A 19,181-nucleotide genomic window follows, 5' to 3' on the forward strand; every position below is an offset into this window, starting at 1 on the left:
TTATGGAAAATATTAAAAAGGCGGCTGAGCTTATAAAAAATAGTAAGAAAGTATTTGCTTTAACAGGAGCTGGAATAAGTACGGAGTCTGGTATACCTGATTTTAGGTCAAGTAGTGGATATTATAAAAAATTCGACCCTATAAGAGCTCTTTCTGTTGATACAATGCTTGGAGACCCTGAAAGATTTTATTCTGAAGGATATTTAATTTTAAAAGATTTAAATGACAGAAAACCAAACAATGGTCATATTGCATTGGCAAAACTTGAAGAAGCGGGATATCTTTCAGGAATAATAACTCAAAACATAGATAATCTACATTTTGAAGCGGGTAGCAAGAATGTGTATGAAGTTCATGGCGAGACTAGAGGAGTGCACTGTATGAAATGTGGCACTAAGTATTACTTTAATTATTTGAAAGATAAAGTTGAAGACGGAGAAATTCCACCAAAATGTGAAAAATGTGGTGGAGTAGTTAGGTCAAATGTTGTAATGTTTGGTGATATGATGCCAGATGATTACACAAAAGGTACTTATGAGTTGCAGGATACAGACTTGTTAATTGTAATAGGTTCGAGCTTGACAGTAAGTCCTGTAAATTTTTTGCCAAGATATGTGGAGAATTTAATAATAATAAATAATACTCCTACTCCAGAAGATGGAAGAGCTAAGTTTGTTTTTAGAGAGAATTCTGGAGAAGTATTAATGAATATTTATAATGAGGTAATGAATGGATAATTATAAAGATTTTGCAGCTGTGTATGATGAATTAATGTGGGATTTTGATTATGAAAAAGTTTATAAGTTTATAAAAGATACGGTTGGGCAAAATGGAAATCTTAAAGGTAAGTGTTTAGAATTAGGCTGTGGAACAGGAAATTTAACAGAATTTTTGGTGAATGACTTTGATGTGGACGCAATAGACTTGTCTGATGAGATGCTTGCCGTTGCATCTAATAAGCTTGTAAATAAGAGTGTTCATTTTTACAAACAAAATATGCAAAATTTAATGTTCGATGGAAAATATGACTTAGTTGTATCAAGTTGTGATTCCATAAATTATATTTTGAAAGAAGAAGAACTAGAAAAATTATTTAAATGGGTTTATGAGCATTTAAATGAGGGTGGATTATTTATTTTTGATATGAATTCAATATATAAGTTCGAAACAATGAAAGAGACATATGTTGATGAAAATGAAGGAGTATTTTATATTTGGGAAAATTTTTATGATGAAAAAGAATGTTTAAATACTTATTCTGTCAACTTTTTTAAAGAAGTAGGCGATTTATATGATAGATTTTATGAAGAGCATATTCAAAAAGCATATTCAACAGATTATATTATAGATAAATTAAAAGAAATAGGGTATAATGTAAAAACTTTTGATAATTATAGCAATGGAGTTGATTTAGCTAAATGTAGCAGATTGACTTTTGTTGCTGGGAGGTAAAATGGATTATTTAGTAAGAGCAATTGATAAAGACGCACAAGTTAGAATTTTTGCTTGTAGTTCTAAAAATATGGTTGAAAAGTCAAGAGAGATACACAATACTTCAAAAACGGCAACTGCTGCATTGGGTAGGAGTTTAACGGCAGCAGCATTGATGTCTGAAAATTTAAAAAATGAAGCAGATACACTTACTCTAAATATAAAGGGTGATGGAGATATAGGGCAGATAGTAGTAACTGCAAAGGCGAATGGAATTGTAAAAGGATATGTCAACAATCCTATGGCTGATGCAGACATAAGAGAATCTGATGGGAAATTAGACGTTGGTAAAATTGTGGGGAAAGGAACTCTTACAGTTGTTGCTGACCAAGGACTTAAAGAACCTTATATTGGGAAAGTTGAACTTATAAGTGGCGAGATAGCTGAGGATTTGGCAAATTACTTCTATAGATCAGATCAAGTACCATCTGTTGTATCATTAGGTGTGCTTGTAGATGTGGACTATTCAGTAAAAGCTGCTGGAGGATTTATTCTACAATTGATGCCTGGAGCTGATGATGAGTGTATATCAAAAATTGAACAGAATATTTCTAAGATAAAATCAATAACATCTATGTTAGATGAGGGAATGACTCCTGAACAAATAGTTGAGGCCGTAATGAGTGGTTTTGAAATAAAAATTTTAGATAAGAAGGGAATAGGATTTAATTGTGATTGTTCTTTTGAAAAAGTAGAAGATTCTTTAATTTCGTTGGGAAAAGGTGAATTAAAGGCAATCATAGAAGAGGATGGAAGAGCTGAAGTAATGTGCCATTTTTGTAATAGCAAGTACAACTTTAGTAAAGAGGAACTTACAAGTATTTTAGAAAGTATGGAATAAAAAATTTATAGCATATAAAAATAAACCCGATTCTCAAAAAGAATTGGGTTTTTAGCTAATTGAATATAAGACCTAAACAAGATCTCTGGTGCCCAGAGCCGGAATCGAACCAGCGACACGAGGATTTTCAGTCCTCTGCTCTACCGACTGAGCTATCTGGGCTTAGTACTTAAGTACTTAAATAAATGAAGATAGAAAGGACTGCAAGAACAGTCCTGAAATTTTAAATGGCTCTTTCAACTTTTCCAGATCTAAGACATCTTGTACAAACATTGATTTTCTTAGGTTGACCATTAACAAGTGCTCTAACTCTTCTTATATTAGGAGACCAAGTTCTGTTACCTCTTTTGTGAGAAAAAGAAATAGTATTACCAAATGATTTAGTCTTTCCGCATATTTCACATCTCTTTGACATAATCGCACCTCCTCAGGTTTCTCATTCCTCGACCATACCGTCGGGTTTTATAACTCATTTATTTTAACATACAATGTATGTAAATTGCAAATAAAATAATAAATAGTTGGAATTTGTTTGTAGTATTACAATGATATAACTGTATGAAGAGCTTAAGTTTAAGATAGGATATAAAAGACATCCTCGTTCCTTGTTGGGCGTATTAAGAAAGCTTAGATCTTTTAAAGATAATGAAAAAGTAAAAAAGCATTATATCCTTAAGTATTAAGACAAACCTAAAGAGTTTGTTAAAAAATGGCAATTAGATGTTAAATATGTTCCTGAAAATGTTATATTGGTGAAATTACTGATAAATGTACAGATATATGCTAATAGATTAGCAGATGGTATATTATTTTTTCCTTTTGGCATTACATTATTTATAAGTGTACAAGAGGCAAAAATAAATCAGAATTTTAAAAGGTATTAGAATATTTATAGAGTAGAATATGTATGAATAGGACCATATTGACCTTGGTAAAATGGAATAATGGAAAGAATCCACGAGATATATAATGAATTATTTTAGAGAAAAAGAGGATTTAAAAGAGAAAAAGACATGTATAAAGCCTTTCAAAGATATAGAGTAAGAACAAATAATATAGCAAGAAGAGTGCTAGGTTTTAAGGCGCCAAATGAGATGGTTGAGAACTATTTCAAAGGGATTGTATAAGATTATAAACAATTCATACGCCAGCCAAGGTATGCTTCGTTTTTCATCTTGAGAAATAGAATTGTTTTTAGAAGACAAGTATGCCCTTTGAAAAATTTTATTAGATTGATTTCTTGTCATATATGTTTGACAACTATAGAAGCAGCATGATATTTCGTATCTAAAAGGTTAATTGTAAAATGAAAATGAACTAAAAAAATTCCATAGTAAATCACATTTGGTATAATTGATTCACCAAAAACAAAAAACCAAAAGGTGATGACTATGGAATATAATAATACTACAACAAATTCAAGAAAAAATAAACATTAAAATGATTTAGAAAGAAGACAAATTCAGCTTTTACACAATAAAGGCTATTCTGCGTACAAGATAGCTAAAGAACTCAATAGATCTTCAAATACAATCAGAAATGAATTAAAACGAGGAACAGTCCCCCAAATTAAAAACGATAAAGAAGTAGAAGTATATTATCCCGATACAAGAAAGAGAGTCTATGAGAAACATAGAAAAAATTCTAAAAAACCATATAAAACTTTGGAATGTAGTAAATTTTTAGAATTTGTTCATACTAAATTTACCAAAGATAAATGGCCTTTAGATGTAATTTGTGGATATGCAAAGAGACATAAACTTTTTTCTGGTGAAATGCTCTGTACAAGAACCTTATATAACTATGTAGACCTAGGTCTTTTAAAAATAAAATCTATAGACTTGCCCCTGAAATTAAGAAGAAAAACATCTATTAAAAGAACTATAAAAAGTAAAAGAAAACTTGGAAAAAGCATAGAAGAAAGACCATTAGAAATAGAAGAAAGGTCAAGCTTTGGCAATTGGGAAATAGACACAGTAGTACCAAAGAAAAATAAAGAAGAACCAGCTTTAATTACTATAAACAGAAAGAAAAACAAGGATGGAAATAATACTAAAAATTGCAACAAAAAATTCATCATCAGTTAATGAAAAATTAGAAAAATTACTATCAAAACTAGAAAACTCCACAGCAATATTCAAAAGCATAACAAGTGATAATGGATTAGAATTTGCTAACTTAACAAAACTAGAAAATAGCTTAGTTAGAGATATATACTATTGCCATCCAAATAACCCACAAGAAAGAGGAAGTAACGAAAAACATAATAGCCTAATAAGAAGATTCCTTCCAAAAGGAAAATCCTTATTAAACTACGATGAAGACCACTATTTAAAAATAATGAACTGGATGAACAATTTACCAAGAAAAATCCTAAATTACCGAACGCCTCTAGAGGTGTTCATAAAAGAACTAAATAAATTAGGGTTAGTTGATATTTTGGGAGAAATAGTTCAATTTGATATTGCAATTTAGGTAAAAAAATATTAAATATATTAATCATTATATTATTGAATTAGAAAAGTCAGTGTAGTATATTAAACAGTAATACTATTCGGAGGGAAGAATGAGAAATTTTAGTAATAAATTGGAAAAAATAGTTATAAAAATAGGGTCATCCTCAATAACTCATAAAAATGGAGCAGTTAATATTGAAAGAATAGAAGAGTTAGCTAAGGAGATTTCAAATATACAAGATAAGGGAATAAATGTTGTATTAGTTTCATCAGGAGCAATTGCGTGTGGAGCGAAACAACTTGGAATGGGAAAAAGGCCAAGAGATACAATAGGAAAGCAAGCTACTTCAGCAGTTGGACAAGTTGCGCTTATGAATACATATAACAGAGCTTTTGGCGAATACGGTTATAAAGTAGGTCAAGTATTACTTACAAAGGTAATAGAAACAGATGAGAAAATGAGTGAAAACGCACGTAATACATTTGATCAGTTGATGAAGATGGATGTAGTTCCAATTGTAAATGAAAATGATACGATCTCAACGTTTGAAATTATGTTTGGAGATAATGACACTTTATCAGCTGTAGTGGCTAGACTTATAGATGCTGATTTATTAATTTTATTATCTGATATAGATGGATTATATACAGATGACCCAAACAAAAATAGTGATGTAGAATTAATTAAAGAAGTAAATATAATCGATGAAAATTTAAAATCTATGGCTAAAGATTCAGATTCAAGTGTCGGAACGGGTGGTATGGCAACAAAGATAAAAGCTTGCACAATGTGTATGGAAAAGGGAATAGATGTTGTAATAGCTAATTCTGATGATTTAAAAAATGTTAGAAAGATAGTTAGGGGAGATGAAATTGGAACAATCTTTAAGAGATAAATTAATAGAAATTGCAAGAGATACAAAAAAAGCTGGAAGAGAGCTTGGAAAATTATCTACGGTAGAAAAAAATAATATTTTAAATTCAATTAAAAATAGCCTATTAAAAAATTCTGAAAAAATATTAAATGCAAATTCCATTGATATAAAAAATGGCAAAGCTAACGAAATGAGCGATGGATTATTAGATAGACTATTGTTAACGGAAGATAGAATAAAAGCTATGGTAGATTCTGTTGATGTAATTATAAAGCTTGACGACCCGGTTGGGAATATGGACCAAGTAAATAAATTACCTAATGGAATTCAAGTTGGAAAGAAAATAGTGCCTATAGGCGTGTTGGCAGTTATATATGAATCAAGACCAAATGTCACTTTAGATGCTGCTATATTGGCGATTAAATCTTCAAATTCCATAATCTTAAGGGGTGGAAAAGAAGCTATTAATTCAAATAAGGCTATTGCAGACTCGATAAGAGAGGGTATAAAAGATGCCGGATTTGATGAAAATATGGTTAGCTTGATTGAAAATACTGAGAGAGAATCTTCAATTGAACTTATGAAACTAAGGGGATATGTAGACCTTTTAATCCCAAGAGGAAGTCAAAGGTTGATAAGCTCGGTAGTTGAAAATGCGAAAGTACCTACTTTAGAAACTGGAGTTGGAAATTGTCATCTATATGTAGATGATTCATCAGATATAGAAAAAGCACTTAGCATTTTTGAAAATGGCAAGACTCAGAGAATAGGAGTGTGTAATGCTCTTGAATCTTTGCTAGTGAGCGAAAATGTATCGGATGAATTTTATAAAGGACTACAAGATATTATAAATAGGTATAATTTAAAAGTTCATGGTTGCAAAAAAAGTGCTAAAAAAATAAAAAATGTTATTGAAGCTACCGATGAAGATTATGGAAAAGAGTATTTAGATTATGAATTTTCCATGAAGATTGTGTCAGGAATTGATGAGGCAATAGACCATATATATAAATATTCAACTCATCATTCGGAAGCTATAGTTACTGAAAATTTAAAAAATGCTACTAAGTTTACAGATGAAGTAGATGCAGCTTGTGTCTATGTAAATGCAAGCACTCGTTTTACAGATGGCTCTGAATTTGGGTTTGGAGCTGAGATAGGCATTTCAACTCAAAGAATGCACGCTCGTGGCCCGGTTGGGTTAAAGGAGCTCACAACTTATAAATATATTTTACTTGGGGATGGACAGATAAGAGGTTAGATATGAAATATTACAGTACAAGAGGAAATAGTTTTGTAGATTCAACTTCAGAAGCTCTCTTAAAAGGGTTAGCTGATGATGGGGGACTTTTTATTCCTGAAGAAATAAGAAAAGTAAATTTTACAGATGAAGAGATAGAGAGATTAGATTATACAGAATTTGTATACAAAGTAATATCTGCTATATTTGATGACTTAGATGGAGAAAAATTAAAAATAGAAATAGAGAAAGCTTATTCAAAATTTCCAAAAGATATACTCCCAATAAAAAATGTAGGCAATTTATATTTTATGGAGTTGTTTCACGGAGAGACAAGAGCATTTAAAGATTTTGCACTTTCACTACTTCCAAGATTAATTAAAATAGCTAAAGAAGAAAATAATATTGAAGAAAAGACTTTGATACTTACTGCAACTTCTGGTGATACTGGCTCTGCTGCTATAAGTGGTTTTTCGGGAGTAGATAATACAAATATAATTGTATTCTATCCAACAGATGGAATAAGTTTGATTCAAAGGGCACAGATGATTAATTCAGGCTCTAAAAATGCAACAGCTGTAGCTATAGATGGAAATTTTGATGATGCACAGTCTGCGTTAAAGAAAATATTTAATGATTTAGAGTTTAAAAAAGAACTTAGAGAAGCAGGACACATATTAACTTCTGCAAATTCAATTAACATTGGAAGACTGGTGCCTCAAATAGCTTATTATTTTTATTCTTACTATAAATTAGTTAAAGAAGGAATTATAGAGAATGGAGAGAAAATATCTGTAGCAGTTCCTACTGGAAATTTTGGGAATATACTGGCGGCGTATTTTTCAAAACTTATGGGACTTTCAATAGAAGACTTTATATGCGCTTCAAATAAAAATAATATACTTGAAGATTTTATAAAGACTGGAGTTTATGATACAAACAGAGAGTTTTATAAGACAAATTCTCCGTCTATGGATATTTTAGTTTCGAGCAATTTAGAACGCTATCTTTCATTAAAATCAGGTGACTCAAATGAAATTTATAGTTTGATGAAGAATTTAAATGAAACAGGTAAATTTGAGTATAAAAATGATTTAGAAATGTTTGGCTTTTCATGTGAAGAGGAAGAAACGCTTAAAGTTATAGATAAGATATATAGAAAATCTGGCTACGTCATAGATACTCACACAGCGGTTGCTGTAAAAGCTGCAGAGAAATATTTGGACGGCAAAGATAAAAAGATATTGATTGCTGCTACAGCGTCTCCTGTAAAATTTGCAATGGAAATTTCAAAGGCTATAGGCTTGGATGTAGACGATGAAGCAAAAGCAATAGAAGAAGTTGCTAAACTTTCAAATGATGTTGAATTTTTAGAAAAAGTAAATACTGATTCTATGCAAGAATTAGTGATTGATAAGGAAGATATTAAAGAATTTGTAAGGGAGAGGATAATGTGTTAGTAAGAGTTCCGGCAACTTCTGCTAATATAGGTCCTGGTTTTGATAGCTTTGGAATAGCTTTTAATATTTACAATGAATTTGAATTTAAATTGGGAAAGGCCAAAGAAAATAATTTAATTTTGAAATCATTTAAATATTATTTTGAAAAACTCGGAATAGATTGCCCTGAAGTTGAAATAAATGTTGTATCCAATGTTCCACGTAGTCGTGGTCTTGGTTCATCAGCTACGTGTATAGTTGCGGGATTAATGGCGGCTAATGAGTACAAGGGGAATAAATTTGATAAATACAAAATTTTAGAGCTTGCCACTGATATAGAAGGTCATCCTGATAATGTTGCTGCGGCAATTTTTGGAGGACATACTATTGCTTTTGGAAGTACAGTTACAAAAGTAGAAGTAGCTAAGAATTTAAAGTTCTATGCTTTAGTTCCGAGTTTTGAAATGTCTACTGAAGAGTCGAGAAATTTAGTTCCAGAATTTATGGATAGACAAAGTGCCGTACAAAATATAGCTGGGGCTGCTATGATAACTAATGCCTTGAGGACAGGGGATTTAAATTTAATCATTAATGCTCCGGAAGATACCATTCATGAAAAGAAAAGATTTAAAATAATAGATGAATATGACAAGATAAAGGAAATATTTAAAGATAGTCATTCAAAATTGTTTTTGAGCGGTTCAGGTTCAACTATATTATTGGTTTCAAATGCAGATGTAGATTTTTCGAATGAATTTGATGAGATGGATAAACTAAAAAATGAATGGAAAATTTTAAGTTGTAAAGTTGATAACGAAGGAGCTACTGTTTATGGAACTATTTAAAAACAAAAGAAGTGCGATATTTATATCGTTATTTTGTATGTTTTTATGGGGTTCGGCCATTCCTATGATAAAAATGCAATATGAAATTTTATCTATTGAAAGTGGTGATATAGGCTCAAGACTTTTAGTGGCTGGCTTAAGATTTTTTGTTGCCGGAATTATAACAATATTCTATTTTAAAATTTTTAATAGAGAGGATAGAGTTGATTTTAAGAGTTTAAATTATAAATTTTTAATAAAGATAGCTCTTTTGCAGATAACTCTTCACTACCTTTTCTATTATACAGGATTGTTTTATACCGAGGGAGTTAAGGCTTCAGTTATACAATCTTTTAATGCTTTTATAATTGTTGTTTTTTCAGCTCTATTAATTAAAGGAGATAGACTTACAAAGAGAAAAATAGTAGCTTTAGTTATTGGAACAATTGGGATTATATTTATAAATTCAGGTGGAAATATAAGTACATCTTTCTCGTTTCTTGGTGAAGGTTCAATAATAATGGCTATAACACTAAATGGACTTGCAACAGTTCTCGTTAAAAAAGAAGGAAACAGTGTTAGTCCATTTATAATATCAGCATTTCAATTTTGCATAGGATGTATACCTCTTATAATTATAGGCATCATATTAAAACAAACAATTTGGACTGTTAATTTTAAAGCTGTTTTACTAATATTGTATGGTGGATTTATATCGGCAACGGCATTTACATTATGGTATATGGTTTTAAAAAATCAATCTACAGGAGAGTTTGGCATATATAAATTATTTGTGCCAATTTTTGGTTCAATATTATCTGTAGTTATTTTAGGAGAAACATTTAGTATAAGACTTTTAATTGGATTTGCAATGGTAATAATAGGCACTTTAGTGTTAAATAACAAAATATGAAAAATATTATACAAATCAAAAAGAGCTGTTACAAAAGTCCTAAAATAAAAAAGGCGAGGAAATAAAAAATTCTTGTCTTTTTTGATACAATGTAATCATGAAAAAACAAAAAGACACATTTTCATTAACTAATTTTATACTAATTAATGATACAATACAATTAAAAAGGCTCTAAAATATCTGTTAGAGATTTACTTCCCAACAGATATTTTAGAGCCATAAAAAAATTATGTCACAGAGTAGAATCATCTATTCTGCACATCACCTTTAGTTAATTTTTTATATTTAGTAGAAAAGATTCCATAACTGTGGCTAAATTTTGAGTATTTACAGTACCTTCTACTTCATACATATTTCCAGAACTTTTTAGGAATAGTTTTGGGTTTATTTTTTCTAAAATATTTTTTAAATCTATATTTAAGTTTTTAGAACGAGTTACATAGAAATTTGAAACATCACCTAGTGGAAAACCTAATATGGAAATGTAGTTAGGTACATTAGAAATTTCTTTTGCACCTTGAATTATCTCTTGAATGTTTTTGTTTCTAAAAACTTTATAGATAAAGTGTATGCCGTCAACATCTGTTGTAAATTTTGTGAGATTAAAAGCTTTTTCTGATAATTTATTTTTTATAGAGGTGTCTTTTGATATCTCATTTACTTTTTCAACTAAATTTCTGACTTCGGCAGTTTGTTCCACAACTTTTTCTTCTAATTTTTCAGATATTATATATTTATCTTTAGACACTTCTGTTGTATCTTTATATTTTTTAGAATTTTCAGAGTCCTTTTTAGATGAAGGTAAAGTTGAAGTCTTTATTTCATAAGTATCGTCTAATGTAACTTCTTTTTGATTATTTTCATCTATAAAGTTATCGGATTTATTTAAAGTGTCTAATTCTAAGTTAGATTCTATTTTAGGAGCTACATTAGATTTACTAAATTTCAATTCTTTTATTTTTTTTAATATTTCAGATTGATTTACATTTAGTATGCTTTGCAGATTATCAATTATTTTTGATTTTTCAAAATAATCATCAATTGCTCTTTTACCACTGACTATGTGTATGGATATTTTATCATCTTTTTTAGAAGCTGACTTTATCTTCAACAAACCAAGTTCGCCTATTCTTTCGCACACTGGTCCAACTGACTCAATACTACCATATCCACGAATCATCAAAATATTACCTGTGTTATTAGTTGATAGGTTACTCAAAATTAGATGGTTTGCTGTGGATTCAATTTGTTCTATTTGCATAAAGCTTATATCGTTTGAGTCGATTACTATTTGGTTGTCTACAGAATTTATGTAGTAGTTTTCAACTTTTAAATTTGTAGCTTTATTGATTATAATTCTGACTATGGCATTTGCTGTTATTTGTTGAATCAAGTCAAGTCTGTTAGTATAGTCAATTTCAAATTTTAAGTTATTTGAATTTGTTTTAAAATAAATTTTATTGGAAATTTCTTTTGGTTCTGGTTTTTCGTCATTGACCTTAAATTTATCTCCAACTATGTTTTCAGTACCAAAAAACACATTTGTACTCTTTGGTAGGGCATATTTTACACCATTGATTTCTTCTATACCTTCAATGTCTGAAGTATGAACTTTTTCATAAGCTAATTTAATATATCTTTCTTCCATAATTACCTCTTTCCATACTATTTTATCATAGATTATTGTAAAATATAATTAGGATTTAAAAATGAGGTGTAGTATGGAAATTGGATTCTTAGGCATTTTATTTGGATATTTTTTACCAATGTCAAAATATGTAATAGGTATTTCAATTTTAATATTATTATTTGACATTTTAAAGGATTTAAACAAATTGAGTAAGTACATTTTTATATTTATTCTGTTTTATATGATTGTGGGATTTAATGTTAAGACATCTGATATATCTTTTCCTAAAAATATTTCCACAAAGGGAGTAGTAGTTGATGATTATGCAAATGATGAGCTTAAATATGTAGTAAAGATTTCAAATAGAACAAATATAATTTTATATTCAAAACAAAATTTAAGAATAGGTGATGTAATAGATTTTTCAGGGAAGGTTAATAAGCCAGTAGGAAAAATGAACTCTACAGATTTTGACTATAAGGCATACTTGCTCAGTAAAAATATAAAGGCAAATGTATTTTCCAATGGTGAGAAATTAATTGGAGAAAATAAAGTTTTAGGATTTAGAGAAAAATTCAAGTCTCATGTAAATAATAGTTTTTATGGAATTTCAGAAAAACATGGAGAATTTTTAAAGTCTGTAATTTTATCTGATTCGAATTATATTGACGAACAAAATTTAGCGGTTTATAGAAATTTGGGAATAATGCATTTAATTGCCATGTCAGGTTTTCATATAGGAATAGTTCTCGAGGCGTTAGAAATTGTATTTAAGTCTATTAAAATTCCAAAAATCATAAGAAGAGTGACAGCTATTGTTTTGACTTTTATATATATTTGGTTAGTGGGTATGCCTGTAGCTGCATTGAGGGCTTTTGTAATGGCGAGTTGTCAACTGTTAGCTTTTTTAATGAAGAAAAAGTATAGTGCTTTAAGTAGTTTGAAGTTAAGTGCTTTAATAATATTAGCTTTGAATCCATACAATATAGTTTCAAGTTCGTTTTGGATGAGTTATATGGCAGTTTTGGGAATTTTATTATTCTATAAGAGATACGATTATATTTTTAAAAGAAATTTTTTGACGAAGTCATTTGGAGTTTCAGTTGGTGTTTTTGTTGCACTAGCTCCTGTAATGGCATATTTTTTCTATGAAATAAATTTTTTATCAATAGTATCAAATGTAGTCTTGGTGCCAATTTATTCAATTGCTATAATTTTAGCTTTTGTCAATGTATTTACACCTCTCGGGATTTTAGTGAAACCATCCATTGAAGTTCTATTGATGTTTACGGATTTCACTTCTAATTTAATAGAATTAAATTTAAAGATCCCTGTTCCAAAACCAAGTTTGACATACATATTTATTTTATATTTAGGATTGTTCTTTATAGTAAATGATATAAGATTTAAAAAACATGAATTAAATAAATTTGCATTTGTATCAATAGTTTGTTTTTTAATCTTTTTAGGGGCGAAGTCTGTGATAGAAAGTAATACATTGCAAATAAATTCCATATATGTGGGGCAAGGGGATAGCACACATATAAGTTATAAGGGGAAAAATTATATAATAGATACAGGTGGGTCTCATGGTGATTTTAGGCCGGGGAAGATTTATTTATTAAATTATCTCAAGGGTAAGGGGATTAATAAAATTGATAAATTATTTATATCACATTTTGATGAGGACCATGTAGATGGTGTACTTGACCTAATTGGTAATATAAAAATCAAAAATTCTTATGTTCCATATTTAGCTGACAACAAATATGTAAGAGTATTGAAGAAAAATAGTGATTTGCATATATTTACCAAGAATAGTTATTTGAAAACCAACGGCTTAAAATTTGAAAGTTTAAATGATTATTCACCTTATAGAGAAGAAAATGAAAATTCTATGGTGATGCTTATGAATTTTAATGGATTTAATGCTTTATTTACAGGTGATTCAAATTGTATAAAAGAATTTGATAGTAATGTAGATTTTTTAAAGGTAGCTCATCATGGCTCGAAAAATTCCACGTCGGAAATATTTTTGAATTCGACAAGTCCTAAATTTGCCACAATATCTGCAGGTATAGGTAATTCTTATGGACATCCTCATATAGAAGTTATTAAGATGTTAAATTCAATTGGGACAAATTATAAAGTAACAGCAAGTGTAGGCGAAATAAATTTTGAACTAGGAAAAGAAATTAAGTTCAAAGGGTTTTTAGAAAAAAATAATTATATACATGAAGCATTAGCAATTGTAATAGATTTAATTACAATTATATTATTCTTAAAGAAAAATGAAAAAGTGTTAAAGGAGAATTATGGTTTATCAAGAACTTTATAATACTGAAATAAATGGAGCATATTTATTCTACGGCAGCGAACAGCTAATGATGGATAGGATGGTAAATGAGATAATTGAAAGCCAAACTTCGGAAAATTTTAGAAATTTTAATTTACAATATATAGATGGAAAGAACTTGGAAGTTAGTACATTGATTTCAGCGGTTGAGACTTTGCCGGTATTTGACTCTAAAAAAATTGTAATTGTGAAAAATTTTAATGATTTTATAAAAAATATACAAGATGAGACTATTGAAATAATGCAGTATATGAGTGAACATTCTATCCTTATATTTTTAGACTATGAAGATGAAGTTTTAAAGACAACTAAGTTTTATAAATATTTTTCTAAATTGAAGAGAAATGTTGAGTTTCCTAAACTAAGAGAAAATGAATTTAGAAAATTTTTAAATGAATATATTTCTGAAAGAGGATTTAAAATATCTCCTGCTGATGTGAGTTATTTGGCACAGAAGTCTGGATATAATTCTAAAAATTTAAATGTAGTTTTATATGATGTCAAAAATGAGGTTGATAAGATACTTGCGACCGCAAAAGACGAAGTCAATAGACAGATGATAGATGAAGTTTATATTTCTAACATTGATACGAATATCTTTAATTTTTTAGATGCTATGATGAATAAAAATATTTCGGTAATTCTGCTGGAGCTGAATAATCTATACCAAGTGGGGGAGCCGATACAAAAGATTTTTTATATGGTGGCAAGGCAATTTAGATTGTTGCTATCATACAAAAATTTGAAGGAACAAGGCTATCAAGATATGAAAATTATGGAGAAATTAAAAATCAAACAGTATGAATTTTCAAAATTAAAAGTTGCCTCAAATAAATTTGAAAAGGATAAGTTAAAAGAAATTTATATTTCATTGTTGGAGTATGACCACACAATAAAAACGAGAACAGTAGACGAGAGAGCATTATTTGAAAGTTTATTGGTAAAAATATCTATATAAAATAAAAAACCCAGGAATTTCCTGGGTTAATCTATCTGATTTAATTAATTATTTTGCAGAGTTTAATTTTTTAGCAAGTTTAGATATTTTTCTTGATGCATTGTTCTTATGAAAAACATTCTTAGAAACAGCTCTCTTAAGTTTCTTATCAGTAAGTTTTAAAAGTTCTCTTGCTTCTTCAACTTTTCCACTATTAATAGCTGATTCAAACTTTTTAATATAATTTTTAATTTCAGTTTTAACAGACTTATTACGTGCTGCATTTCTTTTTGCAACGTCTATTCTTTTTATTGCTGATTTTATATTTGCCATGAAATTCACCTCCACACTCAATTTGCGCTCTTGTTATTTTAACATTATTATCTTGTAATTGCAAGATTTAATTACAAGGAATCCTTGTAAAGTCTAATTCTACCACATTTGAAATATCTTTTCCAATAGTTGTGAGCTGTATTTTTCCATTATTTAAAGTGATTAATTTATTGTCTAAATTTTTTTTAATTTGAGTTTTGTATTCTTTTTCAAAGTCTATATTAAATTTAAAGTTTATATCTTCTATATCTATTCCTTCATTTAGTCTTAAACCCAACATAGTATATTCATTTAATCTCTCTATCTTATTTAAATTTTCAAATGTATAGCTATAATTTTGATTTAAATAATTTTTCAAAGATGTTACATTTGAATACCTTATATTAGATATATTTGATTGAGCCGAACAACCTAATCCGATATAGTCTTTTAATTTCCAGTATCTCAAGTTGTGTTGGCATTCAAAACCTCTTTTTGAAAAATTGGAAATTTCATATTGGTTTAAATTATTTAAACTGAAAGCATCTACAATTTTTCTGTACATTTTTCTATCCAATATTTCATCAGGGAATTGGTAAGAGTCCATATTATCATAAAGTGGCGTTCCTTCTTCAAGAATTAAAGAATAGTATGATACATGTGGAATGTCATATCTTTTTACAATTTCAAGTGATTCATCTATATCTTCGATAGTTTGGTTGGGAAGGGCTAACATTAAATCTATATTAAAGTTTTTAATTCCGTTTTTTTGAATAGATTCTATAGTATTATAGATTTGTTCAGGAGAATGGATTCTGCCAATAGTTTTTAAAATTTTTTCGTTGAAGCTTTGAGCTCCCATAGAAATTCTATTTATTCCACTTTCAATATAAATCTTTATTGCTTCATCAGTGAGCGAGTTTGGGTTACTCTCAGTAGTAATTTCACAATCGTCTGATAGTTTACATATAGATTGTAGATACTCCATAAATTTCTTTATAAGTTTTGGATTTATTGCGCTTGGAGTTCCGCCACCGATAAAAATTGATTTAATTTCTTTAGAAGATAGATATTCTTTGTAATTTGATAGTTCATAGATTAATGAGTCAATGTATTTTTCGTGAGCCTCTGTAGAAGAAACTTGTGAGTAAAAATCGCAGTAAAGACATTTTTGTTCACAAAAAGGAATGTGTATATAAATTGAAATATCATCTGAACTATGGATGTTTAAAAAGTCCCAAAATTTTTGGGACTTAAAATCTAAAGTATTCATTATTTTTCCTCGTCATATTTTAGAACGGCTAAGAATGCTTCTTGAGGAACTTCAACATCGCCAACCATTCTCATACGTTTTTTACCTTCTTTTTGCTTTTCAAGAAGTTTTCTCTTTCTTGAGATGTCTCCACCATAGCATTTAGAAAGTACGTCTTTACGAAGAGCTCTTATTGTTTCACGAGCAATTACCTTATTTCCTATAGCAGCTTGAATAGGCACAGCAAATTGATGTCTAGGGATTACTTCAGTAAGCTTTTCGCAAATTTTTCTTCCTTTATTGTAAGCTGTAGATTCGTGAACTATTATTGAGAAGGCATCTACAAGGTTAGAGTTAATTAAAATATCAAGTTTAACTAAGTTGCTTTCTTTATATCCTGTCAATTCATAATCGTATGAAGCATATCCTCTAGTCTTAGATTTAAGAGCATCAAAGAAATCATATATTACTTCGTTTAATGGTAAATCATATTTTATAAGAGCGCGAGTTTCTTCAAGATATGTCATATCTATAAATGTACCACGTCTATTTTGACATAAATCCATAACAGCACCAACATAGTCTGTAGGAGTCATAATTTCTGCTCTCACAATTGGTTCTTTAATAGAAGAAATTTCAGTAACAGGAGGAAGATTAGTTGGGTTTTGTATATCTAAATGCTCTCCACTAGTAGTTTCTACTTTATATATTACTGATGGGGAAGTGGTTACGATATTTAAATCAAATTCTCTTTCCAATCTCTCTTGAATTATTTCCATGTGTAGTAGGCCTAAGAAACCACATCTAAAACCAAAGCCAAGAGCAACTGAAGTCTCAGCTTCAAAATCAAGAGCTGCATCATTTACTTGAAGTTTTTCAAGAGCATCTCTTATTTCAGTATATTCTTCGCCTTCTCCTGGATAGATACCACAATATACCATAGGTACTACTTTTTTATAACCGGGGAAAGGAGTTTCGGTTGGTTTGTTTTTATGAGTGATAGTATCTCCAACTGTTGCTTCTTTAACGTTTTTTATGCTTGCTGTTATATAACCTACATCTCCAGCTTGAAGAGAGTTTAAGGCAATATGTGAAGAAGTTACCACACCAACTTCAACAACTTCGAATGTTTTGCCGGTAGCCATCATCTTGATTTCATCACCAGGTTTTACTGATCCGTCATGCACTCTTACATAACAAACAACGCCTTTGTATGAATCATAATAAGAGTCGAAGATTAAAGCTTTTAAAGGCTTGTCTTCAGAACCTTGTGGGGCAGGAATTTCTTCAATTATTTTTTTGAAAACTTGGTCTATTCCAATTCCTTTTTTAGCAGAAACAAGGGGAGCATCTTCAGTATCAATCCCTATGATATCTTCAATTTCTTTTTTTACCTCATCAATTCTTGCGCTTGGCAAATCTATTTTATTTATAACAGGTACAAGTTCTAAGTTTTGGTCCAATGCAAGATATACATTTGCCAAAGTTTGAGCTTCAACACCTTGACTTGCATCGACAACTACAATAGCTCCTTCGCAAGCAGCCAAAGACCTTGAAACTTCATAGTTGAAATCGACATGGCCGGGAGTATCTATTAAATTGAATATATACTCTTCGTTGTTTTCATCTTTATATATAAGTCTAACAGCCTTTAACTTAATAGTTATACCTCTTTCGCGTTCAAGGTCCATTGAGTCTAAAACTTGAGCCTCCATTTCTCTTGAAGTGAGCATTCCCGTCATCTCTATAAGTCTATCTGCCAAAGTTGATTTTCCATGGTCAATGTGTGCGATTATAGAAAAATTTCTAATATTTTTTTGTCTAGACAAATTTAACCTCCAATTGTGCCAAAATCACTAAATGGCCAAAATCTAAATTTAACAATGCCTCTTATATCATCTTTTTTAACTGGACCAAAAAATCTTGAATCCAAACTCTTACCTGGGTTTCTGTTATCCCCCATTACAAAAAATTCTCCATCTCCAAGAGTCCATGAAGATTGGTCATATATTTCTGTATAAACACTTGAGTCAATATAAGTTTCTTCAAGTTTATTTCCATTTACATAAACAACACCATCTTTAATTTCGACAGTATCTCCTGGTTTGCCGATTAGTCTTTTAATATATTCTTTTCCTTTTTCATCAGGAGCATTTATTATTACTATATCGAACCTTTCAGGGTCTTTGAAATGTAATGGAAGTATCATGGCGATTAGTCTATCATTTTCATGAAGAGTTGGTTGCATAGATTCACCAACAACCATATTGGAACTAAAAATAAAAGTTTTAATAAGTAAAGCAAGTATTATCGCAAATGCAAAAGTACTTATGTAACTTAGAAACACATTTTCTTTTTTTTCATTTTTCATTTTATTAACTCCTTTGTTTGCTATTTAAAGCATTTATAGCATTAAAATATTTTACCATATATTATTAAATTTTAAAATTAGAACCGTATTAAACAACGATTAGAACTACAATTTTATTACATAGAAAGTTTCTTAAAGAAAGAAAGTAAAAAACTTTTTTGAAATCTATTGACATTCTTTGACTAAAGGTTTAATATTTAACCATAAGCTTTAGCACTCGAAGAAAAAGAGTGCTAACAAAAGG

The 19,181-nt window shown here is 29.6% G+C and carries 18 protein-coding genes and 1 tRNA gene; 12 read left to right on the plus strand and 7 right to left on the minus strand.

Annotation, left to right across the window (positions count from 1 at the left end; translation table 11 throughout):
• Positions 1–2: 2 nt before the first annotated feature.
• From DYE58_RS08745 to hslO, 3 genes are read left to right on the plus strand one after another with little or no spacing between them, the layout of a single operon-like run.
• Positions 3–737, plus strand: a complete 735-nt coding sequence (locus tag DYE58_RS08745; protein WP_004821231.1) for an SIR2 family NAD-dependent protein deacylase — start codon at positions 3–5, stop codon at positions 735–737.
• Positions 730–1,452 (plus strand): class I SAM-dependent DNA methyltransferase, encoded by a 723-nt coding sequence (locus DYE58_RS08750; protein ID WP_004821233.1) that lies wholly within the window; start codon positions 730–732, stop codon positions 1,450–1,452. The genes DYE58_RS08745 and DYE58_RS08750 overlap by 8 nt, the downstream gene beginning before the upstream one ends.
• A gap of 1 nt (position 1,453) precedes the next feature.
• On the plus strand, positions 1,454–2,332 hold the full coding sequence (hslO, locus tag DYE58_RS08755; RefSeq protein WP_004821235.1) for an Hsp33 family molecular chaperone HslO: 879 nt from the start codon (positions 1,454–1,456) through the stop codon (positions 2,330–2,332).
• An 86-nt stretch (positions 2,333–2,418) separates the two neighbouring features.
• Here hslO and DYE58_RS08760 read toward each other — a convergent pair.
• Positions 2,419–2,494 (minus strand) — tRNA-Phe (locus DYE58_RS08760).
• A gap of 61 nt (positions 2,495–2,555) precedes the next feature.
• Positions 2,556–2,747, minus strand: coding sequence for a 50S ribosomal protein L28 (rpmB, locus tag DYE58_RS08765; protein WP_004821237.1), 192 nt, complete (start codon positions 2,745–2,747; stop codon positions 2,556–2,558).
• A gap of 1,045 nt (positions 2,748–3,792) precedes the next feature.
• Between rpmB and DYE58_RS11570 the strand changes: the two genes are divergently transcribed.
• The 7 genes from DYE58_RS11570 (at position 3,793) to DYE58_RS08795 (ending at position 10,079) form a co-directional block, all read left to right on the plus strand.
• Complete coding sequence (locus tag DYE58_RS11570) at positions 3,793–4,419, plus strand: IS30 family transposase (RefSeq protein ID WP_218563723.1); 627 nt, start codon at positions 3,793–3,795, stop codon at positions 4,417–4,419.
• Positions 4,373–4,807: an IS30 family transposase gene (locus DYE58_RS11575; protein ID WP_004821243.1), complete on the plus strand. Its 435-nt coding sequence runs from the start codon at positions 4,373–4,375 to the stop codon at positions 4,805–4,807. Before DYE58_RS11570 ends, DYE58_RS11575 begins: the two co-directional genes overlap by 47 nt.
• A gap of 91 nt (positions 4,808–4,898) precedes the next feature.
• The gene (gene proB, locus DYE58_RS08775) at positions 4,899–5,684 is read left to right on the plus strand and encodes a glutamate 5-kinase (RefSeq protein WP_004823443.1); all 786 of its coding nucleotides are present in this window, start codon (positions 4,899–4,901) and stop codon (positions 5,682–5,684) included.
• Positions 5,662–6,924: a glutamate-5-semialdehyde dehydrogenase gene (locus DYE58_RS08780; protein ID WP_115312216.1), complete on the plus strand. Its 1,263-nt coding sequence runs from the start codon at positions 5,662–5,664 to the stop codon at positions 6,922–6,924. Before proB ends, DYE58_RS08780 begins: the two co-directional genes overlap by 23 nt.
• A gap of 2 nt (positions 6,925–6,926) precedes the next feature.
• On the plus strand, positions 6,927–8,363 hold the full coding sequence (gene thrC, locus DYE58_RS08785) for a threonine synthase (protein WP_115312217.1): 1,437 nt from the start codon (positions 6,927–6,929) through the stop codon (positions 8,361–8,363).
• Positions 8,357–9,187, plus strand: coding sequence for a homoserine kinase (gene thrB / locus DYE58_RS08790; protein WP_004821797.1), 831 nt, complete (start codon positions 8,357–8,359; stop codon positions 9,185–9,187). Before thrC ends, thrB begins: the two co-directional genes overlap by 7 nt.
• On the plus strand, positions 9,174–10,079 hold the full coding sequence (locus DYE58_RS08795; protein ID WP_004821799.1) for a DMT family transporter: 906 nt from the start codon (positions 9,174–9,176) through the stop codon (positions 10,077–10,079). Before thrB ends, DYE58_RS08795 begins: the two co-directional genes overlap by 14 nt.
• Before the next feature lie 271 nt (positions 10,080–10,350).
• Here the strand turns inward: DYE58_RS08795 and DYE58_RS08800 are convergent, their stop codons facing one another.
• Entirely contained in the window at positions 10,351–11,727 is a 1,377-nt protein-coding gene (locus tag DYE58_RS08800) for a hypothetical protein (RefSeq protein ID WP_115312218.1), read from the minus strand.
• A 73-nt stretch (positions 11,728–11,800) separates the two neighbouring features.
• On the opposite strand from DYE58_RS08800, the gene DYE58_RS08805 reads away from it, so the two are divergent.
• Together DYE58_RS08805 and holA are read left to right on the plus strand one after the other, a co-directional pair.
• Positions 11,801–14,047 (plus strand): DNA internalization-related competence protein ComEC/Rec2, encoded by a 2,247-nt coding sequence (locus DYE58_RS08805; protein ID WP_172463329.1) that lies wholly within the window; start codon positions 11,801–11,803, stop codon positions 14,045–14,047.
• Complete coding sequence (holA, locus tag DYE58_RS08810; protein WP_115312220.1) at positions 14,025–15,023, plus strand: DNA polymerase III subunit delta; 999 nt, start codon at positions 14,025–14,027, stop codon at positions 15,021–15,023. The genes DYE58_RS08805 and holA overlap by 23 nt, the downstream gene beginning before the upstream one ends.
• A 48-nt stretch (positions 15,024–15,071) precedes the next feature.
• Here the strand turns inward: holA and rpsT are convergent, their stop codons facing one another.
• From rpsT to lepB, 4 genes are all read right to left on the minus strand, one after another.
• Entirely contained in the window at positions 15,072–15,335 is a 264-nt protein-coding gene (gene rpsT / locus DYE58_RS08815) for a 30S ribosomal protein S20 (RefSeq protein WP_115312221.1), read from the minus strand.
• A gap of 67 nt (positions 15,336–15,402) precedes the next feature.
• Positions 15,403–16,587 carry a radical SAM family heme chaperone HemW gene (hemW, locus tag DYE58_RS08820; protein ID WP_004821818.1) on the minus strand — a complete coding sequence of 395 codons (1,185 nt, stop codon included), beginning with the start codon at positions 16,585–16,587 and terminating at the stop codon, positions 15,403–15,405.
• Positions 16,587–18,395, minus strand: coding sequence for a translation elongation factor 4 (gene lepA / locus DYE58_RS08825; protein WP_115312222.1), 1,809 nt, complete (start codon positions 18,393–18,395; stop codon positions 16,587–16,589). Before lepA ends, hemW begins: the two co-directional genes overlap by 1 nt.
• Before the next feature lie 2 nt (positions 18,396–18,397).
• On the minus strand, positions 18,398–18,937 hold the full coding sequence (gene lepB, locus DYE58_RS08830; protein ID WP_115312223.1) for a signal peptidase I: 540 nt from the start codon (positions 18,935–18,937) through the stop codon (positions 18,398–18,400).
• Positions 18,938–19,181: the final 244 nt, after the last annotated feature.

Source organism: Peptoniphilus indolicus (assembly GCF_900454665.1).
Lineage (GTDB): Bacteria > Bacillota > Clostridia > Tissierellales > Peptoniphilaceae > Peptoniphilus > Peptoniphilus indolicus.

Bases quoted from the DNA above. Each gene is read 5' to 3' on its own strand.
- DYE58_RS08800 (WP_115312218.1), bottom strand. From the start codon at position 11,727: ATGGAAGAAAGATATATTAAATTAGCTTATGAAAAAGTTCATACTTCA.
- rpsT (WP_115312221.1), bottom strand. From the start codon at position 15,335: ATGGCAAATATAAAATCAGCAATAAAAAGAATAGACGTTGCAAAAAGA.
- DYE58_RS08745 (WP_004821231.1), top strand. From the start codon at position 3: ATGGAAAATATTAAAAAGGCGGCTGAGCTTATAAAAAATAGTAAGAAA.
- hemW (WP_004821818.1), bottom strand. From the start codon at position 16,587: ATGAATACTTTAGATTTTAAGTCCCAAAAATTTTGGGACTTTTTAAAC.
- proB (WP_004823443.1), top strand. From the start codon at position 4,899: ATGAGAAATTTTAGTAATAAATTGGAAAAAATAGTTATAAAAATAGGG.
- holA (WP_115312220.1), top strand. From the start codon at position 14,025: ATGGTTTATCAAGAACTTTATAATACTGAAATAAATGGAGCATATTTA.
- thrC (WP_115312217.1), top strand. From the start codon at position 6,927: ATGAAATATTACAGTACAAGAGGAAATAGTTTTGTAGATTCAACTTCA.
- DYE58_RS11575 (WP_004821243.1), top strand. From the start codon at position 4,373: ATGGAAATAATACTAAAAATTGCAACAAAAAATTCATCATCAGTTAAT.
- rpmB (WP_004821237.1), bottom strand. From the start codon at position 2,747: ATGTCAAAGAGATGTGAAATATGCGGAAAGACTAAATCATTTGGTAAT.
- DYE58_RS08750 (WP_004821233.1), top strand. From the start codon at position 730: ATGGATAATTATAAAGATTTTGCAGCTGTGTATGATGAATTAATGTGG.
- lepB (WP_115312223.1), bottom strand. From the start codon at position 18,937: ATGAAAAATGAAAAAAAAGAAAATGTGTTTCTAAGTTACATAAGTACT.
- DYE58_RS08805 (WP_172463329.1), top strand. From the start codon at position 11,801: ATGGAAATTGGATTCTTAGGCATTTTATTTGGATATTTTTTACCAATG.
- hslO (WP_004821235.1), top strand. From the start codon at position 1,454: ATGGATTATTTAGTAAGAGCAATTGATAAAGACGCACAAGTTAGAATT.
- DYE58_RS08795 (WP_004821799.1), top strand. From the start codon at position 9,174: ATGGAACTATTTAAAAACAAAAGAAGTGCGATATTTATATCGTTATTT.